Genomic DNA, 20,006 nt, shown 5'->3' with positions numbered 1-20,006 from the left:
GTCAGTTTCCTTCGTCGGTAGTAATCGGTGCCGCCAGCGACCAGCGTGGTCCCTGCGGCGTGTCCTCGACGACGACGCCGAGTGCCTTCAGCCGGTCGCGGATCGCGTCCGACGCGGCATAGTCCTTGCGCTCGCGGGCGGCCTGCCGCTGCTCGAGCAGCGCCTTCACCAGCCCGTCCACCACCTCGGTGAGCTCGTCGCCGACCGCGGCCCGCGAGGCCCACGGCTCCGCCAGCGGGTCCAGCCCGAGCACGCCGAGCATTCCGCGCACGGCGGCCAGCGCCTCCCGCAGCGCGGGCGAGTCGCCGTCGGCGACCAGCTTGTTCCCGTCACGGACGGTGTTGTGCAGTACGGCGACCGCCGCCGGCGTCCCGAGGTCGTCGTCCATCGCGGCGACGAAGTCCGTCGGCAGCTCCACCGCCGGCTCGACCCCACCCGTCACCTCGTCGGCCCGGGTGACGAAACCCTCGATCCGCTGGAAGCTCGTCGCGGCCTCGTCCAGCGCGGCGAACGAGAACTCCACCACGGACCGGTAGTGCGACTGGACCAGGTAGTACCGCAGCTCGATCGGCCGCACCCGCTGGACCACATTGCGCACGCTCGCGCCGTTGCCCAAAGACTTGGACATCTTCTCGCCGGCAGTGGTGACCAGCGCGCTGTGCATCCAGAACCGGGCGAACTTCTGCCCGACCGCGGTCGACTGGGCCAGCTCGTTCTCGTGGTGCGGGAAGCGCAGGTCCAGCCCACCGCCGTGGATGTCGAACTCGTCACCCAGATACTTGCCCGCCATCGCGGAGCACTCCAGATGCCAGCCCGGGCGGCCGCGGCCCCACGGCGTCGGCCAGGAGGCCGTCCGCGGTGTGCCCTCGGTGTAGCCCTTCCAGAGCGCGAAGTCGCGCGGATCCCGCTTGCCGCGTGGATCCGCGTCCTCGGCGGGCTCCATGTCCTCGATCTTCTGGTGGGACAGAGCGCCGTACGACGGCCAGGACCTGACGTCGAAGTAGACGTCGCCGGAGCCGTCCGGAGCGACGTACGCGTGCCCGCGCTCGATCAGCTCGGCGATCATCTCCAGCATCTCCGGGACGTGACCGGTCGCGCGCGGCTCGTACGTCGGCGGGCGGCAGCCGAGCACGTCGTACGCCCAGTGCAGCTCGCGCTCGAACTCGTAGGCGTGCGCCCACCACGGCACGTGCCGCTCGGCCGACTTGGCCAGGATCTTGTCGTCGATGTCGGTCACGTTCGCGATCACGGTGACCTGGTAGCCCGAGCGCTCCAGCCAGCGCCGCAGGACGTCGAAGACGACCTCCTTGTAGATGTGCCCGACGTGCGGGACACCCTGCACCGTCAGCCCACAGTGGTAGATCCCGACCTGGCCCGGATGGACCGGCACGAAATCTCTCACTGCTGCCGTTGCGGTGTCGTACAAGCGAAGTGTCACCGGTCAAGGGTAACGGGAAGTGGCACTCCTCCTTGACAAGATGTCCCCACCCGCGCTCATCCAGGAGGACTCTTGTCGAACCAGGGCCCGTACGGACCGCCACCCGGGCAATACCAGGGGCCGCCGCAGCCGCCGTACGGTCCCCCACCGGGTGGTCCGCCGTACGGCCCGCCGCCGGGTGGCCCGCAGAACTGGGGGCCACCGCCCCCGCAGGGTCCGGGATTCGGCTGGGGCTCGAACGGATTCCCGCCGCCCAAGAAGAAGAGCAAGGCGGGCTGGATCATCCTGCCGATCGCTGTCGTCGGGCTCGCGGTCGTCGGGTTCGCGGTGCTCAGCTCGGTGCTGAAGCACAACGGCGACGGCGACTACACCCAGCCACAGCCGACCTCCACGGCGACCGACGGTCCGACCGAGGAACCGACGTACATCGCGACGACCAAGGCCCCGACGGCGCCGGCCACCCGGACGACGCAGCCGCAGCCGACGAAGACCACGCCGCCCCCGCCCTCGGACACCGACATCGTCGCGAAGAACCGGATCTACAAGAGCGGCGTGCAGAAGACGGTGAACTGCCGGGAGTCCGGCGCCCGCGCGAACAGCGCCACCAACACGCGCAAGTACTACAACACTGTGCTGGCCTGTCTGGTCAAAGCCTGGCCGAAGCAGGTCGCGCTGGCCGGCGGGCGGTTCGTGCCGCCGCACCTGGTCGGCTTCGCCGGGACGGCCCAGTCCCCGTGTGGCGGGAGCTCGCCGAGTTCCTTCTACTGCTCGTCGAACCGGACCATCTATATGGACGTCAACAGCGACCTGAAGTGGTACCAGCTGTATCTGACCTACCCCAACAAGACCCAGGCGATGGCCTGGCTGCGGGCGGAGATGACCGACACGGTCGCGCACGAGTTCGGTCACCACGTGCAGAACATGACCGGGATCCTGGCGGCCACGGACAACCTGCAGTACGAGTTCAGCGGTGACAAGTCGCTGGAGATGAGCCGCCGGCTGGAGATCCAGGCGACCTGCTTCGGCAACGTGTTCATGGGCGCGAACAAGAGCAGCTACGGGATGACCGGGCTGCTGAAGTCGCAACTGGACTACCTGCACTCCCACCAGGGCGACGAGTACATGACCCAGCCGGACCACGGCAGCCGGGCGATCATCCCGCGCTGGGCGAACGCCGGGTTCGTCACCCGCAGCCCGTCCGCCTGCAACACCTACACCGCCTCGCCGAAGTACGTGCGGTAATTACTCACCGTTCGACCCAGATTGAATGGTTGATTCTTACCGATCCCGGGTAAAACCTCCGCCGAGCGCTCTGTCCGCCCCTCATCGCTCTGTGGAGGTCCACCGTGAAGTCCGCCCTTTTCACGGGTGCCGCCGTCACTCTTGGTCTGCTTCTGGCCTCGATCGGCTCCGCCCAAGCCAGCACTCCCAGCACCACCGAGTCCACCGCTTCCCACCAGCCCACCGCTCAGGCGCGCCTGCACGGCATCAACAAGGCCGGCGACGCGTACATGGGCTGGTTGCAGAACACGACGACCACCGCCACCGCACCCACCGACATGGGCACCGCCGCGGTTGTCGAAGGCATCGACGTCTCCAGCCATCAGGGCAACGTCGACTGGGCCGCACATTGGAACGCCGGCAAACGGTTCGCCTACGTGAAAGCGACCGAAGGCAACTACTACACGAACCCGTACTTCGCCCAGCAGTACAACGGCTCGTACAACATCGGGATGATCCGCGGCTCATACCACTTCGCCACCCCGAACGATTCCACCGGCGCCAACCAGGCCAACTACTTCGTCAGCCACGGCGGTGGGTGGTCGCGCGACGGCAAGACGCTGCCTGGTGCGCTCGACATCGAGTACAACCCGTACGGCGACACCTGTTACGGCAAGACCCAATCCGGCATGGTGAGCTGGATCCGCGACTTCCTCAACACTTACAAGTCGCTCACCGGCCGGGATGCGGTCATCTACACCAACTACGATTGGTGGAACCGCTGCACGGGCAACACCACCGCGTTCAACTCGACCAACCCGCTCTGGGTTGCCCGCTACTCCTCGACGGTCGGCACCCTCCCCGGCGCCTGGCCGTTCTACACCATCTGGCAGTGGACCTCGTCACCGCTTGACCAGAACCACTTCAACGGCGACTACAGCCGCCTGCAAGCCCTCGCCAACGGGTGAGCCGGGGGTAATTCGGTTGCGGCGGTCTCATAGTCTCGATCGGTGAGCTTTTCGCTGCCGATCGAGACCGACCGCCTGACCCTGCGCCGCTATCTCGCCACCGATTACGACGACCTGCTCAGGCTGCAGTCCAGCCCGGATGTCACCCGGTTCCTGCTGTACAGCCCGAAGACGCCCGAGCAGGTGAAGGAGTCCCTCGCCGGCCGGCTGACCGACGTACCGATGGACACCGACGGTCAAGCGCTCACCGTCGCTGTGATCCTGCGGGAGACCGGTCAGCACGTCGGCGAGGTCACCTTGTTCGTGCAGAACGTCGAGCAGCGGACCGGGGAGATCGGGTTCGTGTTCCACCCGGACTTCCACGGCCGCGGGTTCGCCGCGGAGGCGTCGATCGAACTGCTCCGGCTCGGCTTCGAGGAGCTCGGCATGCACCGGATCATCGGCCGGCTGGACGCCCGCAACTCCGGCTCGGCGAACCTGCTGCGGCGGCTCGGCCTGCGCCAGGAGGCGCACTTCGTCAAGAACGAGTTCCTGAAGGGCGAATGGACCGACGAACTGGTCTTCGCGATGCTCGCCGAGGAGTGGGACAAACGCTCGTAAGTATTTGACCCGACTTATCCACACCGCGGCACGCGTTCACCGCGACAGTAGCGGTCGGCGGGGTCTACCGTCGAAAACATGACTGTATTGATGCCCCGCCTCCGGCGCGGCGGGTCATGGGGCTGTTACTCCCGGCCTTCCCTCGTCGCTCCGGTCGCTGCGCTCTCTCCGCTCCTCAGTCCAGGCCGGGAGGCCCCATGACCAGCGCCCGTTCCTTCACCGCCCTGATTCTCGGTGTGGTCGTGCTGAGCGCGGGCTCGCTTCCGAGCGAGGCCGTCAAGGTATCCCCGCCGCGTCAGATCGCCTACAGCACGTGGACGTCGACCACCGACTTCCTCGCCGGTGCCCAGTACGGCACCACCGTCGCCGACGATGCCCTGACCTTCGGTACGTCGACCGGCACCACGGCGTACGTCGATCCGTTCGGGGACGGCACCGCCAAGAACTACGACCAGACCAGCTGGATCTCGCCGCAGGTCAGCAGCGGCTTCGGGCTGACCGAGCTGGTCGCGTCCTGGAACGCGACCACGCCGCCCGGCACCTGGATCGAGGTCTCGATGGCAGGTACGACGGATCTCGGCACCACGACCAAGTGGTACGTGCTCGGCCGCTGGTCCGGTGGCGACGACACCGCTGCCGGCGACATCCACCGGACGTCCGTGCCGGCGCAGGGTGACGCCGACGGATCCGTTGCCGTCGACACCTTTACCGCCGCGACCGGCCACTGGCTGGATCGCTGGCAGCTCAAGGTGAGCCTGTACCGGCTCAGCGGTACGACGCAGTCGCCGGTGGTACGGTCCGTGGGTGCGATGGCGTCCCGGCTGCCCACCGACAAGAAAGTTGCCGTGAGCCCCCTTGGCGGTGCGGAGGGCGTCGTACTGGATGTCCCGACGTACTCGCAGGAGACGCATATCGGGCAGTATCCACAGTGGGACGGCGGCGGTGAGGCGTGGTGCTCGGCGACCTCGACCGCGATGGTGCTCGACTACTACGGCGCCGGGCCGACCGCGGCGGAGACGGCGTGGGTCGATCCGTCCTACACCGATCCGCAGGTGGACCACTCGGCGCGCTCGGTGTTCGACTACTCCTACGACGGCGCCGGGAACTGGCCGTTCAACACGGCGTACGCCGGGAGCCGCGGACTGGACGGGTTCATCACCCGGCTGCGGTCGCTGACCGAGGCGGAGCAGTTCATCAGGGCGGGGATCCCGCTGGTCGCGTCGCTGTCCTTCAAGAAGGGCGACCTGCCCGGCGCGGGCTACGGGACCAACGGGCACCTGATGGTGATCGTCGGGTTCGACCAGGCCGGCAACGTGGTCGTCAACGATCCGGCCTCGCATCTGATCGCGAGCAACGACCAGGTGCGGACGACGTACGACCGGACCGCGTTCGAGAACGCGTGGGTGCCGCACTCCGGTGGGCTCGTCTACGTCATCCACCCGGCGGGCATGCCGTTGCCGGCGCCGCCGAATCCGCAGCACAACTGGTAAAACAGCAACGTCCGAAGATCTGTGGGCAATAGGCATCAGATCTTCGGACGTTGTGAGTTGGTCAGCGGGCGAAGAGGGCGCCCGTCAGGTTGGTGGTGAGGTTGCGGAGCGAGTCCGGCAGGTACTGCAGGTGCCAGCCGCGCGGGCCCCGGTACCAGGTGAAGCCTTCGTCTTCCTCGTCCGGAGTGCTGTCGGTGGCGACCAGTGCGTCGATCCAGCGCTCCGATCCGCCGAGGACGACGGCGTACGGGAGGGCGCGCGAGCAGAGCTCGGCGTGCTGGTCGACCGGCAGTTCGCTGACGTCCATCTCGAGCAGCTCACCGCGGATCGCGGCGACCTGGCCGAGCACCCGGCCGGCGGCCGGCGCCTTGGCCGGCATGTAGCGGCCGACCACGATCAGGCCGATGCCCGCCAGAGTGACCGCGAGGCCGACCAGACCCCAGGTCGACAGCAGTGCGAGGACGACTGTGAGTGCGACGCCCAGCACGGTGGTGGCGATGCCGATCGTCGCCCACAGCGAGCGGGTGCGGTCCGGGCGCTCGTTGAACCAGCCGCGCTTGACCACACCGTCGTACAAGGCGTCCTGGACCTGGGCGAGGTTCGCCCGCACCTGGCGGCCGAGCTCGGAGACCAGCACCGAGTCCGAGTCGCCGAAGATCGCGCGGATCAGGACGTTCTCGTACCGCTGCAGTTCCTCGGACGGCGCGTTCGAGACCCGGCGCAGCTCCCAGTCGGGCCGCGCGTACTCGGTCTCGTGCGCCAGCTCGATGATCGTGATGTGACCGCGGACAGCCAGGTCGATGATCGTCGCGGTGACGTCGACCGGGTCGATCCGTTCGTCGATCAGCGTGCCCACCTCGCCGGGCCGCAGGTCGGACGGCGGACTGAAGTCGATCCGGGTGTCGGTACCCAGGCTGAACAGCGACGCCGGTACGACGCGCCGCGGGTCGACCCGGTCGCGTCCGCGCAGCCGGTAGAGCACCAGCAGCGCGATCACACCGAGCAGCAGGATCGCGAGCGCGGTGAGCAACTGCGCGGTGTCGGTGGAGAAGGCCCGCTTGAAGGTCTTGCGGTACTCGACGATCGAGTTCGCGGCGATCTCGCCCTCGGGGAAGCCGATCACCATCCGGACCGTGTTCCCCGGCGGCAGCATCTGCTGCTGGAACGTCGGCCCGGACGTCTCACCGATCTGCGCCAGCGTGCACGGAGTGTTGCTGTCGATCGCGCCGGCGAAACAGGAGACGTGCGAGACCTCAGGTGTGCTGAAGAGGATGTTCGCCTGTGTGACGGGCAGGTTGATGCCGGTCAGCGGGGCGAACCGGACCTCGGTGCCGTTCAGCGTCTTGGCGACCGCGCCCTTCACCGTGTAGGTGAAGTCCAGTTGAGTGGTGCCGCTGACATCCGCGACCGCCACCGAGGTGACGTCGCCGTCGGTCTTCACGTCGGCCTGCTTGTCCTGGCCGCCGGCCTTGACGTTCAGGTCCCCGATCTCCTGGACGTGATCGACGTCGTCGGGCAGGTGGTCGCGGGTGACGATGAACCGGGTGAACGTCCCGCTCACGTTGCTCAGCTTCCAGGTCTCGGAGACCCTGAGCAGGCCGTCGCGTTCGACCCGGACCTGGCTGTCGAAACTGGTCACCGCCGGGTCGGCCGCGGAACCCGAACCGGCCGCACCGGCCGGCGCAGCGGTCAGGCCCATCAGGCCGAGGGCACACAGGGAGAGCCCGAGCACACGTAGACGCATCGCCCAATCACACCGTAAAGAGAGGGTCAGGTTGACACGGGCACGATAGCCCCTGGCGAGTGTCAGGCGACCAGCGGGGACCGGCGTCTGGTCAAGTTCGGTTGAGCCTGGGCTCGGCTAGCGTCTTCGGTGTGTCAGGCAACCAATGGGGTCCACCGCCCGGACAGCAGTACCCGCCGCCACCCCACTGGCAACAGGGTCCCGCGTACGGCGGACCTCCACCGACTGCTCCGCCGCTCCGCTGCCTGAACAAGGCCTGGCCCGCGCTGGTCACGAAGGCGGGTGGGCGGTTCCGGTCGCCGAAGGTGCAGGTGTTCAGCGGGACGATCAGTACGCCGTGCGGGATCTACAGCGACACCGGTCCACCGTTCTACTGCGGCAGTACCGAGACCATCTATATGAACCTCAGCGAGGACATCGGGAACTACAACCGGTACCCGGAGGCCTATCAGAAGGTCTGGGCGCGGATGTGGATGCTGCACCAGTTCGCGCATGAGTACGGCCACCACGTGCAGAACATGACCGGGATCCTGGCGGCCAACGCCCGGATGCGGTACGACGCTCCGACCCAGGCGGCCGAACTGGAGGGCAGCCGGCGGCTGGAGTTGCAGGCGTCCTGCTTCGGCGACATCTTCATCGGGTCGAACAAGCGGACCTACCCGGTCACCGGACAGGCGCTGTTCCAGTGGAAGTGGCTGATCCTGCACTGGACCGACTACAACAACGACCACGGCGACGGAGTGAACCACCAGTACTGGGCCGGCCGGGGGTTCACCAGCCGCAACCCGAACGTCTGCAACACCTTCGCCGCGTCGGCCGCGAAGGTGCAGTAAGGCCCGGAATCCGGTCTGCTGAGAACCGACTGGCCGGGGTGGCTAGCCTGGTGGGTCCGGATCACGCAAAGTATGTCCGGGGGGTGTGCGGTGTCCGGGGGGAAAGAACCGACCTGGCGCGCTTCGGCACCCCGAACAGCGCCGGATGCACCACGTTGACGGCTACACCAGCAAGGTCGTGAGGAGTATCGATGTCGGACAACTGGAACCCACCTCCGGGGAACGAACCGGCTGACGGTGAGCAGCCGGCCGGCCCGCCGGAGCGGGGTCCCGGGGGTGGCCAGCCGCCCAAGTGGTGGACCGGGGACACCGCAGCCAAACGTGAGTTCCAGGACCCGGCGCAGGGTGAACGTCCGCCGAACAAGTGGTTCGGCGAGGGCTGGGCGAACCGCCGCCCGGAGAACCCCGACGAGCCGTCGTCGTGGCAGACCAGCCCCGAACAGTCCCGCCCGACCCCACCCCAGCAGGCTGGTCCACGGCCCGGTTGGGGCCCACAGCCGGGCCCGCCCGAGCAGTCCGGTCCGTCACCCCAGTCCGGCCCGTCATCCCAGTCCGGTCGAGGGCCGCAGCCTGGCCCCGCCCAGCAGTCGGGGCCGCCGCGCTCCGGTCCGACGTCGCAGTCGAGCCCAGCCCAGTCCGGCTCAGCCCAGTTCGGCCCAGCTCAGTCCGGTCCAGCGCAGCAGTCTGGTCCGCAGCAGTCCGGTCAGCAATCAGGTCCAGCTCAGTCCGGATGGACGCAGCAGTCCGGTCCGCCTGCTGGTGGAGCTCAGTCCGGGTGGACGCAGCAGACCGGCCCGCAGCAGGCTGGCCCGCAGCAGTCCGGTCCGGGTCGGCCGGGGCAGTCACGGCCGCCGCAGCAGCCCGGCACGGACCAGTCGCAGTCCAGTGCTTGGCACTCGGCTCCGTCCCAGTTCAATCCCGAGCAGTCCGGACCGTACTCCGAGGGCTCATACCTGTGGGGCTCGCCGCAGTCGGCGCCTCAGCAATCAGCCTCGCCGTGGAGCAACGCCCTGCCGCCACAGCAACCACAGCAGCAGCGCATGCCCCGGCACGCGGCTTCGTCCGGCAACCAGCTCGGCCCGATGGGCCAGCCGGTGCAACAGGCGCCGAACTGGCAGTACCCGCCGATCCCGATCCCCCAGCCGCCCGGCGGGCGCAGGCGCAAACCGACGCGGACTCCGCGCCTTCTCCTGATCGGCCTGGTGGTGCTCGCCGTCCTGGTCGTCGGCACCGGCGTCACACTGCTCGTCCGCAACACCGGCAACGACGCCCCCCAAACGACGGGCACCCCGTCGGCCCCGGCCTCGGAGTCCCCGTCCGAGTCGCCCTCCGAGTCAGCGTCCAGTGCACCGACCCCGACGAGGCCACCCGGCCCGACGGTCGACGAGGTCGTGATGGCCAGCAAGCTCTACAGCATCGGCCCGATCGCGGCCTCGAAGTGCGCGGAGCCGCTGATCGCGCCGACGAACTTCACCGCCGCGAAGAACTACTACAACCGTCTGCTGCCGTGCCTCAACCGCACCTGGTCGCTGGCGATGAAGAAGGGCGGTCTGCCGTTCCGCGCCCCGAAGGCGGTCGTGTACGCCGGCAAGCTGCCCTCCCCGTGTGGCATCCAGCGCAGCGTGCGAGCGGCGTACTGCGGTGCGAACCAGACCATCTACCTGCCGTTCGCGGTGGACCTGCGGTACTACCAGTCGAACCCGATGTACGCGCGCGCGATCATGCTGAACACGTTCGCGCACGAGTACGGCCACCATGTGCAGAACCTGGCCGGCATCCTCGGGGCGTCGGTGACGCGGCAGCAGAAGATGACGCCGAACCAGAAGCTGCAGGAGAGCCGCCGGCGCGAACTGCAGGCGACCTGCCTGGGCGCTGCCTACCTCGGCGCCAACGCGGCTTTCACGCCGATGCGTGACCCGCTGCTGCTGAACTGGAAGTTCCTGATCTCCCACACCGGCGACGACTACGCCCGGCCGCGCATCCACGACCACGGCAACCGGGTCAGCAACTACCAGTGGTCGATCGCCGGCTACAACAACAAGAAGCCCGACGCCTGCAACACGTTCACCGCAGCTGACGTCCGAGTGAACTAGCCCGCGTTCAGAACAGGCGGCGCGCTGTGGTCAGCGTGCCGCCGAACGCGGTGACGAAGTTGCTGAGCGACTCACCGATGTCGGACAGGTGCCAGTTGTCCGGGCCGGAGTACCAGCCGATGCCGGCGTCCGGGTCGTCGTCGTCATCGGTCGCCGCGATCTCCAGCGCCCATTTCTCGGTCAGTCCGAGCACAGCGGCGTACGGAAGGCAGCGGGACGCGAACTCGAGGCGGTGGCTCTGCGGCAGGTCCGCCGACGTCTCGTCGACCAGGTACTGCTGCAGGCCGGCCACTCGACCCAGTACGGCGGCTCCGCGCGCAGTGCGTGCCGGTGCGACCTGACCGATCAGTGCGAGCACCAGACCCGCCGCCATCACCGCGAAGCCGACCAGGCCGAACTTGCTCACGATCGCGAGCACGACGGTCAGTACGACGCCAGCACCGAGCAGCACCACCCCCGCAGTGGTCCAGCGGTTCCGGACGGCGTCCGGACGGGTGGTGAACCAGCCCTGCGTCACCACATCGGCGTACAGCTGCTCGCGGACCAGGTTGAGGCGCGGCCGCAGCGACGGGCCGAGGTTGGACACGACTACCGAGTCGCCTTCCGCGAAGACCGCGTCCAGCAAAGCCTTCTCGTAGGGCAACAACTCGGGGCCGCCTTGGTGGAGCCGGTGCAACTCCCAGTCCAGCTTGCCGAAGTGCGACCCCCGCGGCACCTCGACGATCGTCAGATAGTTGCGGACGGCAAGGTCCAGCAGGGTCGCGGTGATGTCGACGACGTCGGCCGTCTCGTCCACGACCGTGCCGACCTGGCCCGGCCGGATCCCGTCCGGTGCGGCGAACTGCGGACCGTCAGAGCCGTTCAGCACCGGCCGCTCGGGCGTGCCCTCGCCGACCCTGGCGGCATCACGACCGCGGAAGAACCACAGGGCCACAGATCCGAGCAGTCCGATGCCGAACACGATCACCGCCAGGCCGATCGTGCTGGAGTCGGCAGTGAACGCCCGACCGAGCGTCCAGCGGGTCTCGAACTGCGCGTTCGGCTGCACGGTCGCCTGGTCGCTCAGTCCGGTCAGGAACGTCACCCGGCCACCCGCGGGTACGCCGTTCTGCTCGATCTGCAACCCGGCCGACTCGGCCAGTTGCGACGACGTACACGGCATGCTCGAGCCGACCCGGCCGGCGAAACAGGTGACCCAGGTGGCGAACGGGATGTTGACGCTGAGCTCGGCCTTCGGGATCGACACCCCGAAGCCCTGCACGACCGGCCAGCTCACCTCGCGGCCCTCGGTCGAGTCGGCCACCACGTTGTCGACGGTGTAGCTGTAGACGATCTTCGACTGGCCGGACACGTTCACGGTGAGCTTGCGACCGTCGTCGGTGCTCTCGTTGTTCAACCCCTGGGCCGGTTGACCGTTCACGGTCGCCGACACGTCACTCAGGCTGTAGGTGCGGTCCCGCTCGGCGTCGGACCGGACCCGGGTGGCCAGCGTCCGGCTGAACGTCGTACCGCCGGCGGTCAGGTCGACCGTCTCCTTCACCTGCAGCGTGCCGTCCTTGGTCAGCGTCGCGTCGGCCGAGTACGCCGTGATCTGGTCGTCGGCGGCCTGCGCGGGCAACGTGCCCAGGGCAACGAACAGCGCGGACAGCGGGGCGGTCAGGGACATCAGCAGGGCAGCCGGAAGGAGGCGGCGCTTCAGTGACATGGGTCGAGAGTAGTCTCGTGCCGGTTCGCCCAGCGAACCCGACCGAACCCGATCACGGCGCAGGAGGCCAGACCTGTGAGCAGTCCGTACGGCTACGGTGGCCGTCTCCAGGACAGTCCGCCCGGACCGCCTCCCGGTGTGCTGCCGCCGCCACAGTCCGCGCCATGGCCGCCGCAGGGGCCGTACTCCACTGGCCCCGGTCCGATGCAGCAGCGAGCGCCGTACCCGGGCCAGCAGTACCCGGGGCAGTGGGCACAGCCGTACTACGGCGATCCGGGGCAGTTCAACGGGTTCCAGCCACCGCGTCGCCGGCGCGGTCCGGTCCGGCTGATCGTGCTGGCGTTCGTGCTGCTGATGTTCATCGCGGTGTCGGTGGCGGTGCTCGGCAGCCTGCTGGGCAAGAGCGACGACAACACCGCCCAGCCCAAGGTGACCGGTCCGTCGATCGTGCCGACGCCGACCAGCAACCCGCAGAAGGGTACGGCGGAGGACTACCTGCTGAACGCCGACATCTATCGCACCGGTCCGCTGGCCGAGCAGAACTGCCCGGCCGCGAACCTGCGTGACGGCAGCCTGGCGGCGCAGAAGGTTTACTACCAGAAGCTCTTCAAGTGCCTGAACGACGCGTGGCGGCCGATCTTCAAGGAGCTCGGCCAGGACAAGCCGGACCCTGGTCTGGTCGTGTTCGACAAGCCGGTGACGACACCGTGCGGCCGCTTCGAGCCGCTGTCCGGCCGGGTGCTCGCGTTCTACTGCTACGGCAACCAGGTCATGTACACCGACGTCAAGCAGATGAACCGGGCGTTCGGGCCGCAGCAGGATCTGGCCTACCTGATGACGATCGCGCATGAGTACGGCCACCACGTGCAAGGCGTCAGTGGGCTGTTCTATGCCCGTGCCGTCTATCTGCAGGACCATCCGGATCAGGAGCTCGAGAGCTCACGTCGCAACGAGCTGCAGGCGTCCTGCTTCGGTGGTGTGTTCAGCAAGGCGGTCGAGAAGTCGTACCCGCTGACCAACCGGCTGGCCGAGTTCAAGGAGCAGTCGAGCAACAGCTTCGGTGAAACGCCCGACACCCCGGAGGACGAGCGTACGCACGGCTTGGCGACCAGCCAGGGCTTCTGGATCCAGAACGGCTTCAACATCGGCGCCGACAAGGCCTGCAACACCTTCGCGGTATCAGCCGACCTGGTGAAGTAACCGAACGCCTGATCGGGGACATGGGCGAGCACGACCTGCAAACGATCAGCCCGAGCGCATCGTCTCGCGATCAAGAGGCTGGCAGCGGTAGTAGCGAGTGGGTGCGGTTGGCGGCTAGTGCCGCGAGCAAGGCTGGTAGTCCGGCCTGACCACCACCCCTGAGCCGACCCTGGCGGCCAGGTGCGGGGTTCACCGTCTGATGACCTGGGACAGGTCGTGGTGGGCCGAGACAGGCAATTCCTTGTCCCAACCCACCACCACGGGTCCCAGCCCAACGGTCCCGGCCACCGCGACCGATCCCAGCCCACCACGACCCGTCCCAACCCACCACGACCTGTCCCAGCCCACCGGTTCCGGTCCCCGCCCGGCGCTGTGTGTCGGCGCGGATGTGTCCCGAGCGACCCATGTGGTGGGTTGACGTCCGAGATGGTGGGTTGGCGCCCTGGAATCCGGGACGACAACCCACCACATGGGACGTCAACCCATCACATGCGCACGCGGGCCGGCCCTCCCCTGAAACCCATGCGGAAGAACCGGGGTCAGATCGTCTGGCCGATTGCGGCGCCGAGGAACGCGCCGCCGAGTCCAGCGATGATGCTGGCGGCAACGTTTGCGGCGGCGAAGAACTTCGCGTCCTGCTCGATCAGCCGCAATGTCTCGTAGGAGAAGGTGGAGTAGGTGGTCAGCGCACCGCAGAACCCGGTGCCGACCAGCAGTTGCAACGAATGCGGCACACTCGACGTCGTCGCAGTACCGGCGACCACTCCGAGGATCAGCGAGCCGACGATGTTGACCGTGAACGTCCCCCACGGGAAGACGGTGTCGTGACGGGCTTGGACCGCGCGGTCGGTGAGATAGCGCAGCGGCGCCCCGACAACGGCCCCGGCAATCACCAGGAGCAGGTTCACCGCGACTCCCCCTTGGAGTCCGGGGCGGCGTCACGTCCGGCGTACCGGATGACTTCGCAGTCGTCGAGGATCACCAGGCCCTCGGTGACCAGTTCGTCCAGTTGGGGCAGGAAAGCGTGGATGCGGTCGTGGGTGTCGACGATGACGATCACCACGGGCAGATCCTCGGACAGGCTGAGCAGACGCGTGGTGTGGATGCGGTTGGACGCGCCGAAGCCTTCGACGCCGTGCAGCACGGTGGCGCCGGCCAGTCCGGCCTTGTGGGCGCGGTGCACGATCTCGGTCGACAGGGGCTTGTGGTGCCAGCGGTCGGACTCGCCGATCATGATGGTGAGTCGAAGAGCGGTGCCGGTGAGTCTCATCGCTGCCTCCGGTGGATCAGGCTTCGCGTCGCGCTGGCTGTCGCCCAGACCGCGATCAGCGCCGCGGCCGCAGTACTGGCGAGATAGATCAGCGCCGTGCCGGGGTGCCGGTCGGCGATCAGGCGCTGGATGTCGAGGGTGTAGGTGGAGAACGTGGTGAAGCCGCCCAGGATCCCGGTGCCGAGGAACGGGCGCAGGTACCGTTGCCGGGTCCACACATCGGTGACCAGCACCATCAGGACACCGATCAGCGCGCTGCCGGCGATGTTGATCACCAACGTGGCCCAAGGGAAGCCGCCCGCAGGAGTCGGCCAGGCCAGGCCGATCAGGTAGCGCGCGGTCGCACCGATCGCGCCGCCGACGGCGATGACCGCGAGTACGGCGGCGTCGGTCGCCAGATGCCGGGTGGGGCGGGCGAGATGCAGGTCGACGTCGGGATCGATGGGTTCCTGCGGAGCCGGATCGGTCTGCTCGCGTTGCTGCACCGGGTGATGCCTCCTACCTGGACAAGTACCCCGCGACAGGCGCGCCACGGGGTCGGACAGGTAGGGACTGTTGGCCATCCCGCGATCGGGTGACGGTTCGGGGCCGGCGAGCCCCACCGCCGGTCATACACCACCAAGCCTAACCGCTGCCACCGCCGGCACGCCCCGGGGTCGAGTCAGGTCCACGATGAGATCCTCGAAGCGCGCCGCGACAGGGAGGACCTTTGCCATGACACCCGGGCCGAAGCCGGCACGGTACGACGGCCTCGCGGACTGGTACGACGAGCACAACGCGGCCGCCGCTGACGACAACCGTGACCCACTGCTGGAGCTGCTGGGCCCGGGAGGCGGACTGTGTTTGGACCTCGGCTGCGGGACCGGACAGAATCTCCAGACCCTGCGTACCACCGGACGCACCGTCATCGGGCTCGAGTACTCCGCAGACCAGCTGCGGCTCGCCCGGCCACGTACCGCCCGCGGCGAGGCGCTGGTCCAAGCCGACGCCGCCACACTGCCGTTCGCCGACGCAGTCTTCTCCACTGTCGCCGCCCTCTGGCTCTCCACCGACGTCGATGACTTCGCTGCCGTACTACGTGAGGCCGCCCGCGTACTGTGTCCGAGCGGAGTGCTGGCGTACTACGGGGTCCACCCGTGCTTCAACGGTCCACACACCGAAGGCCGCGTCGATGGCGGGCGCGTCGTCCACCCGACGTACCGCGCTGTCGGCTGGCATCCGCCCGCACCCTGGTGGGGCGAGGGCGGTATCCGCCACCGCCTCGGCATGCGACACCTGCCGCTCGCCGACCTACTCAACTCGTTCACCGCGGCGGGCCTGACGATCACCCGAACCGTGGAGCCACGCACCGACCCGGTCCCCTGGGTCCTGGCCCTACGCGCCGAGAAGCGCTAGCCATGGGTCGGGTGGGGCCAGCTGGCGTGGGAGAATCTCCGGGTGCAGATCGGGGTCCTTGGGTCATTTGAGGTACGCGCGGACGACGGCAGCCTGGCCGACGTGCCGGGTGCTCGGTTGCGCGCGCTGTTGATCGCCCTGGCGCTCGAGCCGGGCCGCGTCGTGTCGAAGGCGACGCTTGTCGACTGGATTTGGGGTGAGCGTCCGCCGGCTGATGCCGCGAATGCCCTGCAGCGCTTGGCTTCCCGGCTGCGGAAGGTGCTGCCAGGGGTGATCGAGGGCCAGACGGGCGGCTACCGGTTGGCGGTGAGCGCCGACACTGTCGACGCCCTGCGGTTCGAGCGTCTCTTCGCTCAGGCTCGCCAGGAGGAGGGTTCCGGGCGCCTTCGGCTGTTGCGCGAGGCCCTCGCTTTGTGGCGCGGAGCGGCGATGCAGGATGTCGGGCTGGAGGACAGCGAAGCATTCGAGTCGGCGGTGACGCGGCTCGAGGGGCTGCACCTGACCGCGATGGAGGATCGGTTCGAAGCAGAGGTGAGCCTCGGCCATGGCGCGGAGGTGGTCGGGGAACTGACCGACGCGGTAGCCGCGCATCCGCTGCGCGAACCGCTGGTGGCCGCGCTGATGCGTGCCCTGGTGGCGGCCGGTCGCGATTCCGAGGCCCTGCTCACCTATGAGCGCACGAGGGAGGCTCTCGCGGAGGCCCTTGGCGTTGACCCCTCGCCGGAGTTGTCGGCCTTGCATGTCGCGTTGTTGCGGGGCGAGTTGGGACGCCGGGAGGAGAACCGGAAGACCAACGTGCGGGCCGAGCTGACGAGTTTCGTCGGGCGGGACGCTGACGTCGCCGTGGTCCGCGAGCTGATCGCGGAGCATCGGCTGACCACGCTGGTCGGACCGGGCGGCTCGGGCAAGACCAGGCTGGCCACGGAGACCGCGCGTACGCTGCTCGGCGACCTGCCGGACGGGGTCTGGCTGGTGGAGCTCGCCGCGATCGGCGCCGACGGTGACGTCGCGCAGGCGACGCTCACCGGGCTCGGGCTCCGGGATGCGCTACTCGGCTCGGGACCGGGCACGGACCTGGTGGACGGGCTGATCGCCGCGATCCGCGAGCGGGAGGCGCTGCTGATCCTGGACAACTGTGAGCACGTGATCGAGGCGGCGGCTCAGTTCGCCGATCGAGTCCTCGGAGAGTGCCGACTGCTGCGGATCCTGGCGACGAGCCGGGAACCGCTCGGCATCACCGGCGAGGCGCTCTGGCTGGTCGAGCCGCTGGCCTTGCCCAGCGACGCCGGCGCCGGCGAGATCGCGTCCTCTGCGGCCGTCCGGTTGCTGCGGGACCGGGCGGACGCGGTGCGCAGGGACCTCGCGGCCGACGAGCACACGTTGGCGACGATGGCGCGCATCTGCCGGGCGCTGGACGGGATGCCACTGGCGATCGAGCTGGCTGCGGCCAGGTTGCGCACCATGTCGATCGATCAGCTCGCCAACCGGCTCGACGACCGGTTCCGTCTGCTGACCAGCGGCAGCCGGACCGCACTGCCGCGGCACAGGACGCTGCGCGCGGTGGTCGATTGGAGCTGGGAGTTGCTCACCGATGCCGAGCGGCTGGTGCTACGCCGGCTGTCGGTGTTCTCGGGCGGCGCGAGCTTGGAGGCGGCCGAGCAGGTCTGCGTCGGCGCCGACGTCGAGTCTGACGAGGTGCTGGAGTTGCTCACCTCGCTGGTCGAGAAGTCGCTGCTGGTCACGGATGGCGACGGCGCGCCGCGGTACCGGATGCTCGGCACGATCAAGGAGTACGCCGCGGATCGGCTCGCGGAAGCCGGGGAATCGGACCTGGCCCGGCAGGCGCATCTCTCCTACTTCACCGAGTTCGCCGAGACCGCGGAGCCACATCTGCGTCGCGCCGAGCAACTGGACTGGATCGCCACGCTCGAGGCCGAACACGACAACATCAGTGCCGCGCTGCGGGCGGCGATCGCGGCCGGCGACGCACCGGCGGCGATGCGGCTCGCGGCGGCCACCGGCTGGTACTGGTGGCTCAGCGGGCGCCGGGGCGAAGGCATCGAGCTGATGATCGCGGCCACCGAGGTTCCCGGCGAGGTGACCGATGAGGTTCGGGCCATGACGTACGCGCTGGTGGTGCTCTTCGTGACGTCGGGGCGGGGCGGCGAGCAGCAGGGCGTGGAGTGGATCCACAAGGCGTATCGATTCAGTCAGCAATCCGAGCACCACAACCCGCTGCTGGATCTGGTGATCCCGCTCGAACGCCTGCTGGAGGACCCTGAGTCCGTCGTGCCGGCGTTCGAGTCGTTGCTGGACAGCGTCGACCCGTGGGTACGCGCTCTGGCCCGCTGGCAGGTCGGCAAGATGCGAACTGTGCTCGGCGAGAGCGGTCCGGAGGTCGAGGCCCATATGGAGATGGCGCTCGCGGAGTTCCGGACGCTCGGCGAACGGTTCGGGATGTCGCTGGCCCTCTCCGAGCTGGCGGGCCAACTGGCCATGCGTGGCGAACTCGCCGGTGCCTCCGAGTACTACGAACAGGCGATCACCGTCGTCACCGAGGTCGGCGCGATCGAGGATGTCATCCGGCTGCGGACCCTGCAGGCCCTGCAGTACTGGCGGAACGGCGATCAGGAGGCGAGCGCGGCCGCCATCGCCGAGGCGGAGAAGTGCGCCGAAGGCGTCACTTGGACGTACGTACTGGTCGACCTGGCCCTGACGAAGGCGGAGCTCGCTCGCTGGGGCGGCAACGCCGAGGAGGCCCGCCGCCAACTCGCCGTCGCTACCAACTACCTGGGCGACGACGCGAAGCAGGCGAGCATCCGGGCCGGGATAGAAGACATGCTCGGCTACCTGGCCGACGATGTCCGGGACGCCCGTACCCATCGCGTGGCCGCCTGGCAAGCGGCGTCCGAGGCGGGCCACCCACCCTTGACCGCCCAGGTAGTGGTCGGGATCGCGGATCTCGCCGTTCGCCTCGACCAGTACGAACAGGCGGCGCGGTTGCTCGCGGCCGGCGACGGACTCCGCGGACTGCCGGATCGCTCCAACCCGGATGTGGCCAGGATCGAGCGGGACGCACGAAGTCACCTCGGCGCGGCACGGTTCGCCGAGGTGACGCAGGAGGGTGCGGAGGCGAGCTGGTCCGACCTGGTCGAGGCCGCGCTCGCTTCGTGAGGCTCAGCTCGCCGCGCGCTGAATGATGATGTCGCCGTGCCGCGTACGGGCGTGCACCATGACCTTGTCGTCGGACGGGCCGGCGTCGCCCTGCGACGAGACGAAGTTGTGCACCGCTCCTCGCTCGCTGTCCACGTCGACGGAGGCCGCGGCGCCCTCGCTGATGCCGACCTCGATGTTTCCGGAGGCGTTCATCAGCTTCGCCTGACCGTGGGTCATCCGGCCGATCCGAATGGCACCGCTGGCCGTCTTGGCGGTGACGCTGCCGTCGGCGCGGTCGATGTTGAATCCACCGCTGGCACTGCTCAGCTCGAGGTCGGCCGCGGCGTGGCCGATCCAGGCCCGGCCGCCCGAGCTCGAGATCCCGACGCTGCCCTCGACCTCGCCGATCCGTACCTCGGACGCACCCCCTTCGATCTCGGCGGGCCCGGCGATGTGGCCGACCACCACCTCGCCGGAGGAGATGTTCGCGTGCAGGGCGTCGATGCGATCCAGCTCGACCCGGCCCGATGCCATGTGCAGCTCGCATTCGCCGAACGATCCGTCAGCCTGAACGTTCGAGTACGCCAGGTAGGCGAGCAGGTTGGACCCGGTGGGCAGGTCGATCGTGATGGCGACCGAACCATTCTTGCTGCCGGCGGCGGTCGTCTTCACCGACAGCTGGCCGTCGGTGAACTCGACCTTGGTCTTGCCGGCCACCTTGACGTCCGACCGGCTCGCCGCGTCGATGGGTTCGACCAGCACCACGGTTTCGGTCCGGTCGGTCGCGGTGACCCGCACCCGGGCACCGGCGACCTGAACGGTGGCGGTGATAGGCCCCGGCGTGGCGAATGTAGGCATGACAACTCTCCTCGTACGTCGTCTTGGTGGGCTCG

The 20,006-nt window shown here is 68.6% G+C and carries 16 protein-coding genes; 9 read left to right on the top strand and 7 right to left on the bottom strand.

Translation table 11 applies throughout. The features are described 5' to 3' along the window. Position 1: 1 nt before the first annotated feature. Complete coding sequence (gene cysS / locus OG558_RS16680) at positions 2-1,438, bottom strand: cysteine--tRNA ligase (RefSeq protein WP_405071078.1); 1,437 nt, start codon at positions 1,436-1,438, stop codon at positions 2-4. A 72-nt stretch (positions 1,439-1,510) separates the two neighbouring features. On the opposite strand from cysS, the gene OG558_RS16675 reads away from it, so the two are divergent. The 4 genes from OG558_RS16675 (at position 1,511) to OG558_RS16660 (ending at position 5,717) form a co-directional block, all read left to right on the top strand. Further along, the gene (locus OG558_RS16675) at positions 1,511-2,680 is read left to right on the top strand and encodes a neutral zinc metallopeptidase (RefSeq protein ID WP_405071077.1); all 1,170 of its coding nucleotides are present in this window, start codon (positions 1,511-1,513) and stop codon (positions 2,678-2,680) included. Between the two features lie 104 nt (positions 2,681-2,784). Further along, positions 2,785-3,627 carry a lysozyme gene (locus OG558_RS16670; RefSeq protein ID WP_405071076.1) on the top strand — a complete coding sequence of 281 codons (843 nt, stop codon included), beginning with the start codon at positions 2,785-2,787 and terminating at the stop codon, positions 3,625-3,627. Positions 3,628-3,669: 42 nt separating this feature from the next. Beyond that, entirely contained in the window at positions 3,670-4,227 is a 558-nt protein-coding gene (locus OG558_RS16665; protein ID WP_405071075.1) for a GNAT family N-acetyltransferase, read from the top strand. Positions 4,228-4,424: 197 nt separating this feature from the next. Next, positions 4,425-5,717: a peptidase C39 family protein gene (locus OG558_RS16660; RefSeq protein WP_405071074.1), complete on the top strand. Its 1,293-nt coding sequence runs from the start codon at positions 4,425-4,427 to the stop codon at positions 5,715-5,717. Positions 5,718-5,778: 61 nt separating this feature from the next. On the opposite strand, the gene OG558_RS16655 is transcribed toward OG558_RS16660, so the two are convergent. Continuing rightward, entirely contained in the window at positions 5,779-7,461 is a 1,683-nt protein-coding gene (locus OG558_RS16655; protein WP_405071073.1) for a DUF2207 domain-containing protein, read from the bottom strand. Between the two features lie 131 nt (positions 7,462-7,592). Here OG558_RS16655 and OG558_RS16650 point away from each other — a divergent pair, with 131 nt between their 5' ends. Beyond that, complete coding sequence (locus tag OG558_RS16650) at positions 7,593-8,294, top strand: neutral zinc metallopeptidase (RefSeq protein WP_405071072.1); 702 nt, start codon at positions 7,593-7,595, stop codon at positions 8,292-8,294. A gap of 1,040 nt (positions 8,295-9,334) precedes the next feature. Beyond that, a complete protein-coding gene (locus OG558_RS16645; RefSeq protein WP_405071071.1) occupies positions 9,335-10,387 on the top strand; it encodes a neutral zinc metallopeptidase in 1,053 nt (350 codons plus the stop codon). A gap of 7 nt (positions 10,388-10,394) precedes the next feature. On the opposite strand, the gene OG558_RS16640 is transcribed toward OG558_RS16645, so the two are convergent. Then, positions 10,395-12,092, bottom strand: a complete 1,698-nt coding sequence (locus OG558_RS16640; protein WP_405071070.1) for a DUF2207 domain-containing protein — start codon at positions 12,090-12,092, stop codon at positions 10,395-10,397. Between the two features lie 75 nt (positions 12,093-12,167). Here OG558_RS16640 and OG558_RS16635 point away from each other — a divergent pair, with 75 nt between their 5' ends. Further along, positions 12,168-13,292, top strand: a complete 1,125-nt coding sequence (locus OG558_RS16635) for a neutral zinc metallopeptidase (RefSeq protein ID WP_405071069.1) — start codon at positions 12,168-12,170, stop codon at positions 13,290-13,292. A 539-nt stretch (positions 13,293-13,831) separates the two neighbouring features. Here OG558_RS16635 and crcB read toward each other — a convergent pair. The 3 genes from crcB to OG558_RS16620 are packed head-to-tail and all read right to left on the bottom strand — an operon-like array spanning position 13,832 to position 15,047. Next, entirely contained in the window at positions 13,832-14,200 is a 369-nt protein-coding gene (gene crcB / locus OG558_RS16630) for a fluoride efflux transporter CrcB (protein WP_405071068.1), read from the bottom strand. Continuing rightward, complete coding sequence (locus OG558_RS16625) at positions 14,197-14,562, bottom strand: DUF190 domain-containing protein (RefSeq protein ID WP_329484086.1); 366 nt, start codon at positions 14,560-14,562, stop codon at positions 14,197-14,199. The genes crcB and OG558_RS16625 overlap by 4 nt, the downstream gene beginning before the upstream one ends. Continuing rightward, the gene (locus tag OG558_RS16620; RefSeq protein ID WP_329484085.1) at positions 14,559-15,047 is read right to left on the bottom strand and encodes a CrcB family protein; all 489 of its coding nucleotides are present in this window, start codon (positions 15,045-15,047) and stop codon (positions 14,559-14,561) included. The genes OG558_RS16625 and OG558_RS16620 overlap by 4 nt, the downstream gene beginning before the upstream one ends. A gap of 229 nt (positions 15,048-15,276) precedes the next feature. Here OG558_RS16620 and OG558_RS16615 point away from each other — a divergent pair, with 229 nt between their 5' ends. Both OG558_RS16615 and OG558_RS16610 read left to right on the top strand, forming a co-directional pair. Then, entirely contained in the window at positions 15,277-15,957 is a 681-nt protein-coding gene (locus OG558_RS16615) for a class I SAM-dependent methyltransferase (RefSeq protein ID WP_405071067.1), read from the top strand. A 42-nt stretch (positions 15,958-15,999) separates the two neighbouring features. Next, complete coding sequence (locus OG558_RS16610) at positions 16,000-19,131, top strand: BTAD domain-containing putative transcriptional regulator (RefSeq protein ID WP_405071066.1); 3,132 nt, start codon at positions 16,000-16,002, stop codon at positions 19,129-19,131. A 3-nt stretch (positions 19,132-19,134) separates the two neighbouring features. Here the strand turns inward: OG558_RS16610 and OG558_RS16605 are convergent, their stop codons facing one another. Beyond that, on the bottom strand, positions 19,135-19,971 hold the full coding sequence (locus tag OG558_RS16605) for a DUF4097 family beta strand repeat-containing protein (RefSeq protein ID WP_405071065.1): 837 nt from the start codon (positions 19,969-19,971) through the stop codon (positions 19,135-19,137). Positions 19,972-20,006: the final 35 nt, after the last annotated feature.

This window comes from Kribbella sp. NBC_01510, assembly GCF_045040325.1.
Taxonomy (GTDB): Bacteria; Actinomycetota; Actinomycetes; order Propionibacteriales; family Kribbellaceae; genus Kribbella.
Note: the sequence above shows the minus strand (reverse complement) of the source record. Positions and strands in the feature narration are given on the sequence as shown.